The 17,389-nt window shown below is 72.2% G+C and carries 13 protein-coding genes; 4 read left to right on the top strand and 9 right to left on the bottom strand.

Annotated elements, in window-relative coordinates; translation table 11 throughout:
- Positions 1–81: 81 nt before the first annotated feature.
- Together GA0070618_RS13520 and GA0070618_RS13525 are read right to left on the bottom strand one after the other, a co-directional pair.
- The gene (locus GA0070618_RS13520; RefSeq protein WP_088981953.1) at positions 82–1,101 is read right to left on the bottom strand and encodes a GNAT family N-acetyltransferase; all 1,020 of its coding nucleotides are present in this window, start codon (positions 1,099–1,101) and stop codon (positions 82–84) included.
- A 70-nt stretch (positions 1,102–1,171) separates the two neighbouring features.
- A complete protein-coding gene (locus GA0070618_RS13525) occupies positions 1,172–2,557 on the bottom strand; it encodes a lytic transglycosylase domain-containing protein (protein WP_088985502.1) in 1,386 nt (461 codons plus the stop codon).
- 282 nt (positions 2,558–2,839) lie between these two features.
- Between GA0070618_RS13525 and GA0070618_RS13530 the strand changes: the two genes are divergently transcribed.
- Both GA0070618_RS13530 and GA0070618_RS13535 read left to right on the top strand, forming a co-directional pair.
- Positions 2,840–3,061 (top strand): FmdB family zinc ribbon protein, encoded by a 222-nt coding sequence (locus tag GA0070618_RS13530; protein WP_088981954.1) that lies wholly within the window; start codon positions 2,840–2,842, stop codon positions 3,059–3,061.
- A gap of 125 nt (positions 3,062–3,186) precedes the next feature.
- Positions 3,187–5,931: an ATP-binding protein gene (locus tag GA0070618_RS13535; RefSeq protein ID WP_088981955.1), complete on the top strand. Its 2,745-nt coding sequence runs from the start codon at positions 3,187–3,189 to the stop codon at positions 5,929–5,931.
- Between the two features lie 12 nt (positions 5,932–5,943).
- Here GA0070618_RS13535 and GA0070618_RS13540 read toward each other — a convergent pair whose 3' ends face one another.
- Positions 5,944–6,480, bottom strand: coding sequence for a phospholipase (locus tag GA0070618_RS13540; protein WP_088981956.1), 537 nt, complete (start codon positions 6,478–6,480; stop codon positions 5,944–5,946).
- A 187-nt stretch (positions 6,481–6,667) separates the two neighbouring features.
- Positions 6,668–8,332 carry a glycoside hydrolase family 10 protein gene (locus tag GA0070618_RS13545; RefSeq protein WP_088981957.1) on the bottom strand — a complete coding sequence of 555 codons (1,665 nt, stop codon included), beginning with the start codon at positions 8,330–8,332 and terminating at the stop codon, positions 6,668–6,670.
- Between the two features lie 267 nt (positions 8,333–8,599).
- On the opposite strand from GA0070618_RS13545, the gene GA0070618_RS13550 reads away from it, so the two are divergent.
- Positions 8,600–10,072 carry an amino acid permease gene (locus GA0070618_RS13550; protein WP_231931732.1) on the top strand — a complete coding sequence of 491 codons (1,473 nt, stop codon included), beginning with the start codon at positions 8,600–8,602 and terminating at the stop codon, positions 10,070–10,072.
- Positions 10,073–10,163: 91 nt separating this feature from the next.
- Here GA0070618_RS13550 and GA0070618_RS13555 read toward each other — a convergent pair whose 3' ends face one another.
- From GA0070618_RS13555 to arfA, 5 genes are all read right to left on the bottom strand, one after another.
- The gene (locus tag GA0070618_RS13555) at positions 10,164–11,183 is read right to left on the bottom strand and encodes a glycoside hydrolase family 43 protein (RefSeq protein ID WP_088981959.1); all 1,020 of its coding nucleotides are present in this window, start codon (positions 11,181–11,183) and stop codon (positions 10,164–10,166) included.
- Positions 11,180–12,004: a carbohydrate ABC transporter permease gene (locus GA0070618_RS13560; protein WP_231931733.1), complete on the bottom strand. Its 825-nt coding sequence runs from the start codon at positions 12,002–12,004 to the stop codon at positions 11,180–11,182. Before GA0070618_RS13560 ends, GA0070618_RS13555 begins: the two co-directional genes overlap by 4 nt.
- Before the next feature lie 11 nt (positions 12,005–12,015).
- On the bottom strand, positions 12,016–12,978 hold the full coding sequence (locus GA0070618_RS13565) for a carbohydrate ABC transporter permease (protein ID WP_088981960.1): 963 nt from the start codon (positions 12,976–12,978) through the stop codon (positions 12,016–12,018).
- A gap of 7 nt (positions 12,979–12,985) precedes the next feature.
- Positions 12,986–14,314 (bottom strand): ABC transporter substrate-binding protein, encoded by a 1,329-nt coding sequence (locus GA0070618_RS13570; RefSeq protein WP_088981961.1) that lies wholly within the window; start codon positions 14,312–14,314, stop codon positions 12,986–12,988.
- 131 nt (positions 14,315–14,445) lie between these two features.
- Entirely contained in the window at positions 14,446–15,957 is a 1,512-nt protein-coding gene (gene arfA / locus GA0070618_RS13575) for an arabinosylfuranosidase ArfA (RefSeq protein ID WP_088985504.1), read from the bottom strand.
- A 162-nt stretch (positions 15,958–16,119) separates the two neighbouring features.
- Here arfA and GA0070618_RS13580 point away from each other — a divergent pair, with 162 nt between their 5' ends.
- Positions 16,120–17,127 carry a LacI family DNA-binding transcriptional regulator gene (locus GA0070618_RS13580; RefSeq protein WP_088981962.1) on the top strand — a complete coding sequence of 336 codons (1,008 nt, stop codon included), beginning with the start codon at positions 16,120–16,122 and terminating at the stop codon, positions 17,125–17,127.
- Positions 17,128–17,389: the final 262 nt, after the last annotated feature.

The raw sequence follows: 17,389 nt of genomic DNA on the forward strand, positions 1-17,389 counted from the left end.
GGATGTACGGGAACCACCGCACGGTAGGCGTCGATGCGGTACGACGTCCATCCCCCACCGGACGGGCCGGTGAACAACCGGTCAGCGGGTCCGTGCGTCCAACCGGTGCACCAGTTCCGCCACGTCGGCACCGTACTCGCACCACTGGCGGTCGGGCCGGTAGCCCAGCTCGGCGTTCACCGCCAGCATGGCCTCGTTGGCCTGGGCGTTCCAGGTCTGCACCTCGGTCAGCCCCGGCTCGGCGGCACGTAGTTCCAGCAGCATCCGGGCCTTGATCGCCCGGTCGATGCCGTAGCCCCGGTGCTCCGGCACGACGATGGTGTCGTACTGGTCGGCCCGGGTGGGATGCTGCGCCGGCACGACCACCTCGGTCAGCCCGGCGACCTCGCCGGTGCGTTCGTGGATGGCGCAGACGATGTACGGCTTCATGCCCCGCCGGTGCAGGCAGTCCAGGCTGTCCCGGAGCCGCTGCGGGTCGTAGGAGCTGGGTCGCAGCTCGCCGTCGCCGATGTCGCGCGAGTCGGCCTTGGCCCGGGCGTACGACTCGATCAGGTCGTCCGGCGGCCCGCCCGGGCAGAACTCGATCCGGTACCCGGTGCCGATGCCGATGGACATCGCGTCCACCGCCGTCCAGTCCACCGTGGCGAGCCGGAGCACGCTGCGGGTCTCCACGTAGTCCCGCCCGAAGCCGAGCGCCTCGAAGAACGCCATGGCCGGCGTCCCGCCGACCACCTCGACCCCGACCGACTGGAAGCCCTCCTGGTAGGTGCGGCGGGCGGCCAGTCGGACCAGGGTGCGGCCGAGGCCGGTGCGGCGTGCGTCCGGGTGCACCAGCACCTCCAGCACGCCGATGTCGCCGAGCAGGAGCACCTGCACGTGGCCGAGGATCGCCCCCGGCGGGCCGTCGACGGCCGCCTCCGCCTGGGCCACCCAGGAGATCCGCCGCTCACCGGGCATCACCTCGGAGAGGTACTCCCGCAGCGAGGTCTCCCGCCAGGGCGGATCGTCGGGCAGGTCGGCCGCCAGGACCGCGTTCAGCGTCGCCAGCAGGGACGCCATCTCGGCGGACGACGCGGTCCGGGGATCCCACTCGCGCACCATCACGCGTACAGCTTGCCGGCAACGGTAGCCCGGGGGAAGTATCCAGAACGTCCGGGATGGATGCGTCGGCTCAGCCTCGGCTCTTCTGGCCGTACTCGTTGGCCTTGTCGAACACGTCCTGCGCGTACTGGCGGACGTCGTTGTAGGACAGGATCGCCCCCCACCAGTCGCCGGGGACGGTCATCTTCCGGCCGCCCTTGCAGAGGTAGTTTCCAGCGGCGAGCGCGGCGTCGTCCAAGTCGTGGGGGTTCTTCACGCCGTCGTTGTCCGCGTCCGCGCCGATCTCCTCCCAGGTGGTCGGGATGAACTGCATCGGGCCGACCGCCCGGTCGTAGACGAGGTCCCGGTCGAGGCGGCCCCGGTCGGTGTCGAGGATCCGCATGCGGTTGCCGTTGCCGTCGAGCGGCAGACCGATGATCTCCGGCAGCGCCTGCCCGTCCGGCAGCAGCTTCGCGCCGTTGGCCGAGCCGTGCCCCGACTCCACATGTCCGATCGCGGCGAGCGTGGTCCAGCTCAGCGCGCAGCTGGGCGTGGTCTGGGCGAGCACCAGCTCGGCGTAGCCGTACGCCTGCATGGCCACCTGCGGGACACCGACCTTCTCGCCGGTGACCCGGGCCCACTCGGCGAGCGCGTCGGCCGGGCGGCCGGTCGGCAGCGGGGCGACGCCGCCGGGGGTGACCCCGCCCGGCAGTGGTGTGCCGGGCGGCACGGCCCCGCCGGGGAAGGACGGCACGGTGGTCGGTCCGCCGGACGCGTCGGGGCCGTCGCTCCCGGCCACCGGGCGCGGCGCGGGGGCGGTCGCCGGCACCAGCAGCGCACCGGCCGCCGCCGTGGCGGAGACCAGGGCGAGCAGGAAGATCCCGGAGAGGGCGAACCGGCCGCCGGGGCGTTTCGACCAGTCCCGGGTCGCCCGGACCGCGCCGGCCGCGGCCTGCCGGGGTGGCAGGCGTACGGCGTGCGCGAACGGCACCCGGTAGCGGCGTCGCGTGGCCCGGCCCGGCCCGTCCTTCGAGTCGGGCTCAGTCTTCGAGTCCGAGTCAGTTTTCGGGTCCGAGTCAGCCTTCGGGGCGGGCTCAGCCGTCGGGTCGCCCCCGGTTCCCGGCTCCGCGGCGGCCTTGGTGTCCGCGCCGGCCTTGGTGTCCGCGTCGGCCTTGGTGTCCGCGTCGGCCTTGGTGTCCGACCCGGTCCCGGCCTCGGGCTCGGTCTTCGCCTCAGGTTCGGTCCTTGCACCGGGTTCGGGGCTGGCCGCCGGGGTCGACTCCGTCCCGGGGGCACGCGTCGGGTCCGGGCTGCTCCCCGGGGCGGGTTCGGTGGCCGGTCCGGCGGTGGTCGGCTCGGCGGTCGCCGCCGGGGCGGCTGCGGTGTCGCCGGACGTGTCCCTCGACGGGGCGCCGGGTTCGGCCGGCGTGTCTTCCGCGCGGGTGGGGGCGTCGTCCGCCGGGGCGGGGACGGTCACGGCGGGGACGGTTCCGGCCGGTGCGATGGCGGCTGGTGGGGCGTCGGCCGGTGCCGGGCCGCTCGACCGGAGCGTCTCCGGCGGCACGGGCGTCCGGGGCTTCGGCACCGCATCGGCGGTGCGCGGTGCCGCCTCCGGGGCTGCGCCCGACGTGGCGAGCGGCCCGTCGGGCGGCGCGGCCGGACGCAGGGGCCGACTCCGCACGCTGTCCTCTCCGTCCACCACCCGTCGAGTATTACCCATGTCAGCGCCGACGTCAGGACCGGTCGTACCCTTGTTGCCATGCCCCGGTACGAGTTCCGCTGCCGCGCCTGTGGCGCCACCTTCGAGGTCAACCGGCCGATGGCGCAGGCTGGTGCGCCGGCCTCCTGCCCGCAGGGCCACGCCGACACCGTCAAGCTCCTCTCCACCGTCGCGGTGACCGGCCGGGGTGGCGCCGGGCCGGTCGGCGGAGGCTCCGCCCCGTCCGGCGGTGGCTGCTGCGGCGGCGGTTGCGGCTGCTGATTCCCGCGCCCCCGTCAGCCGGTTGCGGTACCTTGCGGTCGAATCCGTCCGGCCGTTCTCACGATGCGTGACGGTCTCGACATAAGGCAGCATGGCCGGCGACGTCAGGGGCGGAGGTTCCACGCATGTCGCCACGGATCCGCCTCCCGAGCGGGTGGGTGACCTTCCTGTTCACCGACATCGAGGGCTCGACCCGTCTGGCCCGGATGCTCGGTGCCGGTTACCGGCCGGTGCTGCACGAACACCGTCGCCTGCTGCGTCACACCCTGGTCGCGGCCGACGGCGCGGAGCTGCTCACCGAGGGCGACTCGTTCTTCATCGCCTTCGCCGACGCCGCTGCGGCGGTCGCCGCGTGCCTGGCCGCGCAGCGGGCGCTGGCCGGTCACGACTGGCCCACCCCGGAGGCGGCCCCCCGGGTCCGGATGGGTCTGCACACCGGGTACGCGGAACCTCGCGACGGCGAGTACGCCAGCCCGGAGGTGCACCGGGCGGCCCGGATCGCCGCCGCCGCCCACGGTGGACAGGTGCTCTGTTCGGCGTCGACGGTGCGGCACGCCGAGCCGCTGCCGGCCGGGGCGTCCCTGCTCGACCTCGGGCTGCACCGGCTGCGCGGCTTCGACGACCGGGAGCGGCTCTTCCAGGTCCTCGCCCCCGGTCTCGAACGGGAGTTCCCGCGCCCGCGTACCGCCGACGCCCCGCCGCACAACCTGCCCACCCGGGTCACCTCGTTCGTCGGGCGGGAGGCGGAACGGGCCGAGCTGCGGCGGCTGGTGGCGGTCCACCGGCTGGTCACCGTCGTCGGCGCGGGCGGCGCGGGAAAGACCCGGCTCGCCGTGGAGGTGTGCGCCGGGCTGGTCGAGGCGTACCCGGACGGGGTGTGGTTCGTCGACGTCGCCACGGTCACCGACCCGGGGCTCGTGCCGTTCGCGGTCGCCGCCGCCTTCGGTCTGCGGCCGGAGCCGGGCCGCCCGGTCATGGACACCCTCGTCGAGTACGCGGCCACCCGCCGCACGCTGGTCGTGCTGGACACCTGCGACGCCCAGCCGGCCGCCATCGCCGAGGTGATCTCGCGGCTGCTGACCGGCGCGCGGGACGTGCGGGTGCTCGCCACCAGTCGGGAGTCGTTCAATCTCCCCGGCGAGGTGGTGTGGCGGATCCCGCCGCTGTCGATCGACCCGTCACCGGGCGGCGGTGAGAGTGACGCCGTGGCCCTGCTGCTCGACCGGACCACCGCCGCCCGGGGTGGGCGGCGGCCTGGCTCGGCCGAGGCCGCCGACCTGCGTCGGGTGGTGCACCGGCTGGACGGTCTCCCGCTCGCCATCGAGCTGGCCGCGGCCCGGCTGCGGGTGCTCTCGGCGGGGCAGCTCGCCGAACGCCTGGCCGACGTGCTCGGTGCGCTGGACGCTGGACGGGACGAGCCGGACGCTCCCCGGCCCTGGTCGGGTGGGCAGGAGGACACCGTGGAACTACGGACCGCCGGCGAGCTGCCCGGGGACGGCACCCGGTCGACGGTCGAACGGCACGCCACCATGCAGGCCACCGTCACCTGGTCGTACCGGACGCTCGGCCCCCGGTCGGCCCGGCTGCTGCGCTGGCTGGCGGTCTTCGCCGGGCCGGTCGACCTGGCAGCGGTGGAGTGGCTGCTCGACGGGGACCCGCTCGGTTCCCTCTCGGTGCTGGTGGACAAGTCGATGATCCTGGCCGAGCCGAGCGCGTCGGGCTGTACGTACCGGATGCTCGACCCGATCCGGGCGTACGCCGCCCGCCGCCTGGCGGCGGCCGGCGAGGAGCAGGTCGCCCGGGACCGGCACGTGGCCTGGTCGCAGCACGTGCTGCGGCGGGCGTACCTCGGCCCGGACGGGCAGCCGGTGACCCTGTCGCTCTACTCGCTCGACCCGCTCGCCGGTGAGCTGCGGGCCGCCCTGCGCTGGTCCACCACGGGGGGACGGGCCCGGGACGGGCTGCTCCTCGCCGGTGGCCTGGACCTGTGGTGGCGGGAGCGGGGGCTGGCCCGGGAGGGACGGCTCTGGCTGTCCCGGCTCTACGGGCGGATCGCCGAGACCGGTGAGCGGATCCCCGAGGCGGAGCTGGCGGCGGCGTTCCACATGCACTCGCTGCACGCCGGGGCGGACGGCGAGTTCGCCGAGGAGCTGCGCTTCGCCCAGCGGGCCGAGGCGGCGGCGCGGCAGGCCGGGGACGCCGGTTTGCTGGCCCGGGTGCTCGCCGGCCGGGCCGCGCCCCTGGTCGACATGGGACAGTTCGCCGAGGCGGAGCAGGTCTGCCGCGAGGTCATCGCCTGGGCGCGGGAGCGGGGGGTGGCCGCCGACGGCCTGCTCGCGGTCTACAGCCTGGCCGAGCTGCTGTGGCGGCGCGGGGCGCTGGACGAGGCGGCGGAGCTGCTCGGCGCGGCCCGCTCGGTGGAGGCGACCCGGCCGGTGGAGCGGGGACAGCGCTCGGTGGACATGCTGCTGGGCATGGTGGCGCTGGCCCGGCGGGATCTGGTCGCCGCGCACGAGCACCTCCAGGTGGCGCTGCGGTCCCGGATGAGCCACGGCTACCACGGTCGGGCCTGCGACACGGTGAACGCGCTCGCGGTGCGCTGTGTCGACGGGGGTGACCCGCTCACCGCCGCCCGGCTCTTCGGCGCGACCCAGGCGACCCGGGCCCGGATGCGGTTCACGCCGGGGCTGTTCGGGGCGTACTGGCTGCGGTGGCAGACGGAGGCCCGCCGGCGGCTGGGGGACGCCGCGTTCGACGCCGCCTACGCGGCCGGCGCGGAGTTGGGACTGGAGGAGGCGGCGGCGCTGGCCCAGGCCGTGGAGCACCCGGACCTGTCCCCCGCCTCCCCCCGGTTCACGTCGAGCTGGTGAGCCGGGCGCGGGTCAGCGCCGGGCGGCGGCCCGCTCGGCGTCGGCCTTCATCTTGGCCGCCCGGTCCAGGTCGGCCTGGCTGACCACGACCGAGCCGAAGGCCCGGACCGCCTGGTAGTACGTCCAGGCCAGGCTGTAGCAGGCCGGCTGGACGACGCTGCTGTACTTGGTACAGACGCGCTTGAGGTCCTCGTAGAAGGCGCTGTCGACGCGGGCCTTGTTGGCGCTGGTGAAGACGCCCATCGCCTTGTGGTTGCGGTAGCCGAAGTCGTGCCGGTAGCAGGACAGGTTGAACGTGAACCCGAGCGGGTTGTCCGGGCTGGACGAGCAGTAGTCGGTCGACCAGTTGAAGGCGTACGCCGACCAGGCGCCCTGGTTCAGGCGGGCCGAGTTCCAGGAGTTGTAGCTGCTGGCGCTGGTCTGTGTCCAGCTGTACATCACCGACAGCTTCTGGTCCCGGGTGACCGCGGCGGCCGGCGAGGCGACCCCGAGGAGGGTGAGCAGCGCGAACGCGCTGGCGGCGAGCAGGGTGGTGAGGCGACGGTGCATCGGATTTCTCCTCCGGGTGGGGGTGAGCGCCGGAATGGTGTCACCGGCGGGTTACCGGTTGGAGAACAGTTTTTATCGATCTTGATGGATATCCGGTGTCGTCTCGATGGAAATTGCCACCATGCGTAGAAACCGACGAATGCCCCGGGGTGGACGGGCCACCCCGGGGCATCCGGTGCTCGTCAGGTCAGCGCACGAAGCGCGCCGGGCTGGCCGGGCTCTCGTTGTGCAGCCGGTCCAGCGCGGTCACCAGGTAGGTGTAGGACTTACCCGCCTCGGCGGTGGAGTCCACCCAGGACTGCACCGCGCCCGGGGTCGCCCGCACGGTGTCGACCAGGTTCGTCGCGTCGGCCAGGTCGCAGCGGCCGGGCAGCTGCCGGTCGTCCAACCGGTAGATCGCGTACGAGGTCGCCGTCCCGAGCGGCCCGACGCCGTCCGCCGGCTGCCGCCAGGTCAGCTTCACCCCGTCGGCGGTCCGCTGCGCGCCGGTCACCACCGGGAAGAGCAGCGGCTTCGCCGCCAGGTGCGGCATGGTCGGCACCAGCGCCGGCTTCGAGTAGTGGTCCTGCGCGTAGATGTCGGTCGCGCCGAGCCGGTTGGCCCGCACCTGCACGGCCGAGAAGTGCACGTTGCCGAGCACCTCCGGGTGCGACCGGTTGAGCGTCAGGTGGTCGGACAGCTCACGCGGGTTCATCCAGAACGAGCCGTACGCCGGATCGCCGCTCTTGTAGTCGGCCTGGCCGATGTAGAGCTGCACCTTCGTGCCGCGTACCGTCTCGGCCCACCACGGCACCAGCCGGGCGTAGTCGGCCGCCGGGTACTGGCCGATGTACCAGTAGAGCTGCGGCACGACGTAGTCGATCCACTCCTCCTTGATCCACTTGCGGGTGTCGGCGGAGATGATGTCGTACGACTGGCTGCCGGTGGTGTCCGAGCCGAGCGGGTCGACCGACTTGTTCCGCCAGATGCCGAACGGGCTGACCCCGAACTTCACCCACGGCTTCGCCGCCTTGACCTTCTCGCCCATCTCCTTGACCAGCAGGTTGATGTTGTCCCGCCGCCAGTCGGCCTTGTCGGCGATACCCCGGTTGTGCTCGGCGAACGTCGCGTCGTCCGGCACCTGGTGGGTGCCGCTCGGGTACGGGTAGAAGTAGTCGTCGAAGTGCACGCCGTCGATGTCGTACCGCTCGACCGCGTCCATCATCGCGGTCTGGACGAACTCGCGGACCTCCGGAATGCCGGGGTTGTAGTAGAGCCGGCTGCCGGCGACCCCGTCCGGCGGGTACGCGAAGGTCCACTCCGGGTGCTGCCGGGCCGGGTGGTTCGGGGCGAGCTGGTTGATGTCCGCGCCCGCGCCGCCCGGGGCCGGCATCGAGATCCGGTACGGGTTGAACCAGGCGTGGAACTCCAGGTTCCGCTTGTGCGACTCGGCCACCAGGAAGGCCAGCGGGTCCCAGCCCGGGTCCTGCCCGCGCACCCCGGTCAGGTACTCCGACCAGGGCTCGTGCGGCGATGGCCAGAACGCGTCGGCGGTCGGCCGGATCTGGACGACCACCGCGTTGTGGTTGAGCCTCTCGGCGAGGTCGAGCCAGGCCAGGTACTCCGCCTTCTGGGTGGCGATCCGGTCCGGCGCGGTCCACGAGGTCTTGGTGGGCCAGTCGATGTTGGTCACCGACGCGATCCACATCGCCCGGAACTGGCGCTTGGGGGTGGCCGGGTCGATGGTGCAGTCGGCGGAGGCGATGGTGGTGGGGGCGTCGGCAGCCGGGGCGGCGTTCGCGGGCGTCGCGGCGACGAGCGCGCCGAGCAGCGCGACGGCCAGCCCGGCGGCTCTGAGCCGAGGTGCCTTCATCAGGTGCGTCCCTTCGTTGGGGCTCGGCTGGCAGGGGAGCGGACGGCGGCTGATCGGCAAGATTCGTCGCCAGCAATACACCGTCAGAAGGAAATTTTCACAACCGGCCGCCCGACGCAAGACCCCACCGGAGATCCGCCGCCCGCCCGGTCGCCGACTCGACCCGCCGTTACCGGGTTGGTACGCGACGTGGCGGTTCGCCGGTCGGGCGTCGGGGTAGCAGCAGCGGTCACCGGCCGCCACGGAGGTGGTCGCACGGTGGGAGGGGTGACTGCGGTGTCCGTGCTGCGTACCAAACCGATCAAGGACGTGATCGCCCAGAGCCAGGCGGACGGGGAGGACGGCGGACCCGGACTGAAACGCCGGCTCGGCGCCCGCGACCTCACCGGATTCGGCATCGGCATCGTCATCGGGACCGGCATCTTCACGCTCACCGGGCTGGAGGCCCGGGAACACGCCGGTCCCGGCGTGGTGGTCTCGTTCGCCATCGCCGGGCTGGTCGCCCTGCTCGCCGCGCTCTGCTACGCCGAACTGGCCTCCAGCGTCCCGGCCGCCGGCAGCGCCTACACCTACGCGTACGCCACCATGGGCGAGATCGTCGCCTGGATCATCGGCTGGGACCTGCTGCTGGAGTTCGCCCTCGGCTCGGCGGTGGTCGCCCGGGGCTGGTCCGGCTACCTCGCCGAACTGTTCAACCTCCCGGCCGCCTGGTTCGGCGAGGAGGGGAGCGTGGTCAACGTCGGGGCCATCGGCATCGTGCTGCTCCTCGGCGTGGTGGCCATCGTCGGCATCCGGGAGTCGGCCCGGCTCACCAACCTGCTCGTCCTCGTCAAGGTCGCCATCTGCGTCTTCGTGATCGTCGCCGGGGCGTTCTTCGTCAAGGCCACCAACCTCACCCCGTTCATCCCGCCGGCCGAGGAGGCCGGGGCCGGCGAGACCGGCCTCCGGCAACCGGTCACCCAGGCGATCTTCGGGATGGAACCCTCGGTCTTCGGCTTCGCCGGGGTGCTCACGGCCGCTGCGGTGGTCTTCTTCGCGTACACCGGCTTCGAGGCGGTGGCCAACCTGGGCGAGGAGACCAGGAACCCACGACGGGACCTGCCGCTCGGCCTGCTCGGCACGCTGCTGGTCGCCACCGTGCTCTACATCGGCGTCTCGCTGGTGGTGGTCGGCATGGTCCCGTACGACGAGATCGACCGGGGCGCCCCGATCGCGGCGGCCTTCGAGTCGGTCGGGGCCGGCTGGGCGGCGGTCCTCGTCTCCATCGCCGCCGTCGCCGGCCTGACCAGCGTGATCCTGGTCCAGTTGGTGGCCATGGGACGGATCGGGTTCGCCGTCGCCCGGGACGGGCTGATCCCGCCCGCCGTGGCGAAGGTGCACCCCCGCTGGGGCACCCCGTACCGGATCACGGCGATGATGACCGTGCTGGTCGCGCTGCTCGCCGGCTTCCTGCCGCTGACCGCCCTGGCCGACCTGGTCAGCATCGGCGCGCTCTGCGCCTTCGTGCTCGTCTCCCTGGCGGTGCCGATCCTGCGCCGCACCCGGCCGGAGCTGGACCGGCCGTTCACCGTGCCGTTCTCGCCGGTGCTGCCGATCGTCTCGGCGCTGGCCTGCCTCTACCTCATGCTCAACCTGTCGGTGGAGACCTGGCTGCGCTTCCTGGCCTGGATGCTGCTCGGCTTCCTCATCTACCTCTTCTACGGCCGCCGCCGTAACCGCCTCGCCCAGCACAAGTCGTAACTCCTGCTCCGGCTGGGTGGTTGCAGGGGTCCCCTGTTACGCAGAAAGCGGTAACAGGGGACCCCTCCTACCAGGCCTGAGGGCGGTGCGGCTACGGGCGCGGCTGGGCAGTGGCGGTGGGGCCCTTGACGACGGGACGCCCGTCGCGCCAGACGACCTCGTCCAGCCAGGTCTGCCGGCCGGGGGCGACGGAACCCTCCTGTCCGGGCGGCCAGGCGTGGTAGAGCAGCCAGGTCCGGCCGTCGGACTCGACCATCGAGGCGTGGCCGGGGCCGGAGGCCGCCGCGTTGCTCCGCAGGATCGGGTTCTCCGGCGCCTTGACGCAGGGGCCGGTCGGGCTCTCGCAGACCGCGTAACCCTCGGCGTACTCGGCCCGGTCGTAGGCGTTGGCGGCGAAGAAGAGGTAGAGCTTGCCGTCCCGCCGCCAGAAGAACGGCCCCTCGATCAGGTGGCCCTCCCACGGCTCGGTCTGCTTGAGCAGCTTCGCCGGCTCGCCGACCAGTTCCAGCCCGTCCTCGGAGAGGCGCTGCGACCAGAGCCAGGTGTCCTGGCCGACGGCGTTGCCGTCGTTCTTCCAGAGCAGCCACAGACTGCCGTCGGTGTCCCGGAACGGGCTGGCGTCGATCGCGCCGCCCAGCTCCGCCTGGCAGATCAGCGGCCCGGACGACTCGTCCCCGTACGGGCCCTGCGGCGCGGCGGCGACCGCCCGCCCGACGCACTGCCGACCGGAGGCCCGCCCGGCGACGGTGTAGTAGAGGACGAACCGGTCCGGGGCCAGTTCGATCGCCTCCGGCGCCCAGGTCTTCCCCGGGTCGGCCCAGGCCGGCAGCTCCGGCAGGGCGTCCCCGGCCGGCGTCCACTCCACCAGGTCGGGCGAGGTGTGCACGGGGACGTTGCGGCCGTCGCCGTTGGTGTGGAAGAGGTACCAGATGTCGCCGACCCGGATCGCGTGCGGATCGGGGGAGTCGGTGGCGATGACCGGATTGGTGAACATGTCGGGTCCCGTGGTCGTGGCGGTCGGTTCGTCGGTCGCGGTGCAGCCCGCGACGAGCAACGCGGCGGCGGTCAGCAGGGCCGCCTTGCCGCGTCGCCGGCCGGTTCGGACGGTCATCCCTTGAGCCCGCTGCGGGACACACCCTGGATGATGTGCCGCTGGGCCAGCACGAAGAGGATCAGCACCGGCACGCTGGCCAGCACCGCGCCGGCCATGATCACCGGGTAGTCGGTGACGTACGCGCCCTGGAGCAGGCCCAGGCCCGCCGGCACGGTCAGCTTCTCCGGGCTGAACAGCACGTAGACCGGCCAGAGGAAGTCGTTCCAGTTGGTGAGGAACGACAGCACCGCCAGGGTGGCCAGGGCCGGCTTCGACAGCGGCAGCAGCACCTTCGTGAAGACCTGCCAGTGGTTCGCGCCGTCCAGCACGGCCGCCTCCTCCAGCTCCGCCGGGATGGAGAGGAAGAACTGCCGGAGGAAGAACACCCCGAACGCGCTGGCCGCGCCCGGCACCACCAGCACGGTGAGGGTGTCCAGCCAGTCGAGCCGCTCGGCGATCACGAAGTTCGGGATGATCAGCGAGGTGGGCGGGATGAAGAGCGTCCCCACGATCAGCGCGAAGGTCACCCTACGACCCCGGAACCGCAGCCGGGCCAGGGCGTACGCGGCCATCGAGGCGGTCACCAGCACCAGCAGCGCGTGCAGCGTGGCCGCCAGCATGCTGTTGACGAACCAGCGCAGCACCGGGTTGGCGGTGTCGGTGAGGATCCGCTCGTAGCCGTACCCGGAGAGCGGGTTCGGCAGCCAGTCCGGCGGGATCTTCTGCGCGTCCCCGTAGGTCTTCAGCGAGGTGACGACCATCCAGAGCAACGGGGTGAGGAACACCAGGGCCAGGAGCACCAGGAGGGTGTAGCGCCCGGTGCGGCGGAGTGTCGACACGTCTCGCCTCCTCAGTCTTCCCGGTACCGGAAGAACCGGAAGTTGACCATGCTGATCACGGCGAGGGCGAGCGCGAAGAGGATGCTCATCGCGGCGGCCCGACCCGCGTCGTTGTCCCGCAGCCCCTCGTCGACGATCCGCCAAACCACCGTCCGGGTCTGCTCGCCCGGCGCGCCCTGCGTGATCAGGAAGGACTGGCCGAAGACGTTGGCCGAGGCGAGGATCGTCGTGGTCAGCACGAAGAGCATGACCGGCCGCAGTCCGGGGAGCGTGACGTTGCGGAACCGGTCCCAGGCGCCGGCGCCGTCCATCTTCGCCGCCTCGTACAGCTCCGGTGGGATGTCCTGGAGACCGGCCAGGTAGATCACCGCGTTGAACCCGGAGGTCCACCAGACGGTTACCCCGACCAGGGAGACCCAGGCCCACGGCACGTCGGTCACCCAGGGCGTGTCCGACGGTAGCCCGACCGCGCCGAGCAGCCGGTTGACCAGGCCCAGGTTCGCGTCGAGCAGGAAGCGCCAGAGCAGGCCGATCACCGCGACGCCGAGCACGTACGGGGCGAAGTAGACCGCCCGGAAGAACGTCCGCCCGGGGAACTTCTCGTTGAGCAGCAGCGCCAACCCGAGCGGGACGACCACCAGCAGCGGTACCGAGAAGAGGGTGAAGATGCCGGTGGCCCGGACGCTGGACCACCAGTCCCCGTAGATCGCCGAGTCGCTGGAGAAGAGGTCCCGGTAGTTGTCCAGCCCGACGAAGGGCCGGTGGGGCAACTGGAGGTCCCACTGGTGCAGGCTCAGCCAGAGCCCGAACACGATCGGGGCCAACCCGAAGACCAGGAAGAGGACGAGGTACGGCGCGAGGAAGAGGTACGGGGTGGTGGCCCGCCCGCGCCGGTCCGGCCCCTGGCGTCCCCGCTGCGCCGCCGGGGGCGGCGCGTCCCCACGCGCCGCCCCGACCGTGCCGATGCCGGCCACGACCGCCTCAGTTCCCGTACTTCTTGCGGTTGTCCGCCAGCTGCTTGTCGGCCTTCGCGACGCCGTCGTCCAGCGCCTGCTTCGGTGACTTCTTGCCGAGCACCGCCTCGTTGAACGAGCTGTAGAAGGTGGTCAGCACCTCGCCGATGCCCGGCGCGGCCGGCGGGAAGGCCGCGTAGTCGATCTCGGGGGCGAGCGCGTTCACCTCGGTGAGCGCCGTGAAGCCGGCGTCCTCGCGGACCGCCTTGCGGGCCGGCACCTGGCCGCCAGCGGCCCAGTCCAGCGAGTGCTGGCTCAGCCAGTTGATGAAGACCTTCGCCCCGGCCACCTTGTTGGCGTTGGTGCTGCGCTGCTTGACGATGGTGAAGTTGTGGGAGTTGGCCCAGGCCGCCGGCTTGCTGCCGATCTGCGGCAGGGGCGCGACCCCCCACTGCACGTCGGGGCTCTTCTTCAGGTCGTTGACCTGCCAGATGCCGTTCCAGTTGAAGGCGTTCTTGCCGCCCTTGAACGCCAGGTAGTCGGCGTCCTGGCCGACGTTGGCGGGGGAGTGCCCCTGCTTGATCATGTCGACCAGCCAGGTGCACGCCTCGACCGCCGGGTCGGAGTTGAAGGTGGCCTTCGCGACGTCGGCGTCGAAGAGCGAGCCACCCCACTGGTGCAGCAGCGAGTAGAAGGTCATGCCGCCGGTGAACTGGAACGGGCTGACCCAGAAGCCCTGCACGCCGGACTTCTTCAGCTCGGTGAGCGCGGCGGTGTAGTCGTCCCGGGTGGTCGGCGGCTTCTCCGGGTCGAGGCCCGCCTTCTGCATCAGGGCCTTGTTGTAGTAGAAGCCGAGCGGGTGCATGTCCAGCGGGATGCCGTACCGCTTGTCGTTGTAGAGGCCGCCCGCCCACACCGTCGGGGAGAAGTCGGCCTCGGTCAGCTCCAGCGCCTTGGCCACGTCGTCCAACTCGGTGATGACGCCCCGGGCGGCGAAGGTGGCGAGCTGGTCCATGTGCATGACCGCGATGTCCGGTGCGGCGCCCCCGGAGACCGCCCCGGGGAGCTTGCTGTAGTAGTCCTCCCACTGGTAGGTGGTGACCGCCACCGCGATGTTGCTGTGCTCGGCGTTGAACGTCTCCACGAGTTTCTTGAAGATCTCGCCGTCGCCGCCGGTGAAGCCGTTCCACAGCTTCAGGTCGACCTTCGGGCCGGTGTAGTCCTTTCCGCCGTTGCCCGAGGCGGTGGTGGACTCCTCGTCGTCGCCACCGCAGCCGGCCAGGGCGAGTGTGGCCGCGGTGCCGAGCCCGACACCGAGGCTGAGCAGACGCCGTCGGCTCATCTCGTTGCGCATCATGCTGTTGTCTCCTTCGGGACGGGATCGCCGGGTCCGGCCGGGAGCCCGGCCCGGGTTCTGGCCCGGGTGCGGGTGGCCCAACGTGTCGAGGCCGGCGGCGGAGCTGGTCAGAGGGTAGGTGGTGGAGCCGGTCAGGACCGGGTGGCGAAGCGCAGCATGTTCCAGGAGACGGCGGGCAGGCGTACGGTGCACCGGCCGCCGTCGACGGTGGGGGTGGTGCTCTCGCGGGGCGTGACCCGGTCGGGCTCGGCCTCGGTGTTGCTCGCCGTCGGGTCCTCCCCGGCGGCGAGGGTCAGGTGGGATCGGCCGGAGGGCCGGGGCAGGCCGCGCAGGTCGATCTCCAGCGGCAGGTCGTCGCTGCCCCGGTTGACCGCGAAGACGGTCAGCTCGCCCCGCTCCTCGTCGTGCACCGCCACGGTGTCCAGCACGGGCACGTCGCCGTAGCGGGCGGTGGGGTAGGTCGGGGAGACCGGTTCGGTACGCAGCACCGTGCCGCGGGCGTACCGGGCGGTGAGCGCGAACGGGTGGAAGATGCTCTGCCGCCAGGCCGGGCCGCCGGTGCGGGTCCGGATCGGGGCGATCACGTTGGCCAACTGCGCCTGGCAGGCCACGCCGACCCGGTCGGCGTGGCGGAGCAGGGTGACCAGCAGGTCGCCGACGACCACCGCGTCGACCGCGGTGAAGGTGTCCTCGATCAGCGCCGGGGCCTCCACCCATCCGCGCCGGTCCAGGTCGGCCTGGAGGCGGGACTGGTACCAGACGTTCCACTCGTCGAAGGAGACCTTGAGCTTGCGCGAGTGGCGCAGCTTGGCCGCCACGTGGTCGGCGGTGGCGACCACCTCGCGGATGAAGTTGTCCATGTCGACCGCCGAGGCCAGGATGCTGGCCTGGTCGCCGTCGGACGGGTCGTAGTAGGTGTGCGCGGAGATGTAGTCGACGTGCTCGTAGGTGTGCTCCAGCACGGTCGCCTCCCAGGAGGCGAAGGTGGGCATCCCCCGGTTGGAGCTGCCGCAGGCGACCAGGCTGATCGAGGGGTCGACCAGCTTCATCGCGCGGGCGGTCTCGGCGGCCAGCCGGCCGTACTCGTCGGCGGTCTTGTGGCCGACCTGCCAGGGGCCGTCCAGCTCGTTGCCGAGGCACCAGAGCCGGATTCCGTACGGCTGCTCCGCGCCGTGCTTGCGGCGCAGGTCGGACCATGCGGTCCCGCCCGGGTGGTTGGTGTACTCCAGCAGGTCGCAGGCCTCCTGGACGCCACGGGTGCCGAGGTTGACCGCCATCATCGGCTCCACCTGCGCCCGTGCCGCCCACGTCATGAACTCGTCCAGGCCGAAGGCGTTGGTCTCGATGCTCTTCCAGGCCAGGTCGAGCCGGCGCGGCCGGTCGCCGGCCGGGCCGATGCCGTCCTCCCAGCGGTAGCCGGAGACGAAGTTGCCGCCGGGGTAGCGGACCACCGAGACGCCGAGTTCGCGGGTGAGTTCCAGGACGTCGGCGCGGAACCCGTCGGCGTCGGCCCCGGGGTGGCCCGGCTCGAAGACGCCCCCGTAGACGCAGCGCCCCATGTGCTCGACGAACGATCCGAAGAGTCGGCGGTCGGACGCGCCGATCGCGAAGGCGGGATCGATCGTCACCTGAGCGGTCCGCACGGCGGCCACCTTTCCTCGTCGCCTGACTTTCCTGATCACCTGACTGCGGGCAGTGATCGTGGTCACTCGCCTGCCCGACTTTCTACAACGTTGTAGGCAACGTTGTAAAGGGCTGGTGGCACGGTAAAGTGCCCCGCATAACGGGGTCGGGAGGGTGACGAGGTGCGGCACAGGCTCAAGGACGTGGCCGAGAGGGCCGGGGTGTCCGTCAAGACCGTATCGAACGTCGTGAACGGATACCAGCATGTCCGACCAGCCACCCGGGCGCGAGTCGAACAGGCGATCGCGGAGCTGAACTACCGGCCGAACCTCTCCGCCCGCAACCTGCGCAAGGGGCGTACCGGCGTGATCGCCCTCGCCGTGCCCGAGCTGGACATCCCGTACTTCGCCGAGCTGGCCCGGCACGTCGTGGTCGCCGCCGCCGAGCAGGGCTGGACGGTGCTGATCGACCAGACCGGCGGCAGCCGGGAGCAGGAACGGGTGGCCGCCAGCGGCATCGGCGACCACCTCATCGACGGGTTGATCTTCAGCCCGTTGGCGCTCACCGCCGAGGACCTGACCGGCCTGGACGGCACCCCGATGGTGCTGCTCGGTGAACGGGTCGACCACGGGCCGGCGGACCACGTGATGATCGACAACGTGGCCGCCGCCCGGCAGATCACCGCCCATCTGGCGGGCCTCGGCCGCCGCCGGATCGCCGCGATCGGCGCACAGCGCACCGCCGAGGGGGCCAGCGCCCGGCTGCGCCTCGCCGGCTACCGGGCCGCCCTCACCGACGCCGGCATCGGGTACGACGAGCGCCTGGTCGCCCCCGCGCCGGTGTGGCACCGCGCGGACGGGGCCGCCGCCATGCGCGACCTGCTCGCCTCCGGGGAGCGCCCCGACGCGGTCTTCTGTTTCAACGACACGCTCGCCCTGGGCGCGCTGCGCGTCCTGCATGAGTACGGCCTGCGGGCGCCCGAGGACGTCGCGGTCGCCGGCTTCGACGACATCGAGGACGGGCGGTTCTCCATCCCCACCCTGAGCACCATCGCGCCGGACAAGGAGCGCATCGGCCGGCTCGCGGTGGAGCTGCTGGTCGGCCGGATCGAGGGCGACCGGGACGCCCCGCCCCGGACCCTTACCGCGCCGTACCGTCTCGAACTCCGCGAGAGCACCCTCGGCCGCTGACCGCCTCCGCGAGAGCATCCAAGAGCACCCGCGTCCGGTGCCTGCAGGGGCCCCCTGTTACCGCTTTCTGCCGAGCAGGGGACCCCTGCCGGCACCCCACGCGGGTGCCGGCAGCCGCCGCAGCGAACCCGCCGACGCGGGTGCCGGCGGCCCGGACCCAGCATCCACATGCGACAGTCCTTGGTGGCGTGACGGCGACACCGATCGGGGGATGGGCGCGGTGTCGTCCCGCCGCCACGATGTACGCGCGCGCCGCGCGCTG

The organism is Micromonospora echinospora, assembly GCF_900091495.1.
GTDB classification, from domain to species: domain Bacteria; phylum Actinomycetota; class Actinomycetes; order Mycobacteriales; family Micromonosporaceae; genus Micromonospora; species Micromonospora echinospora.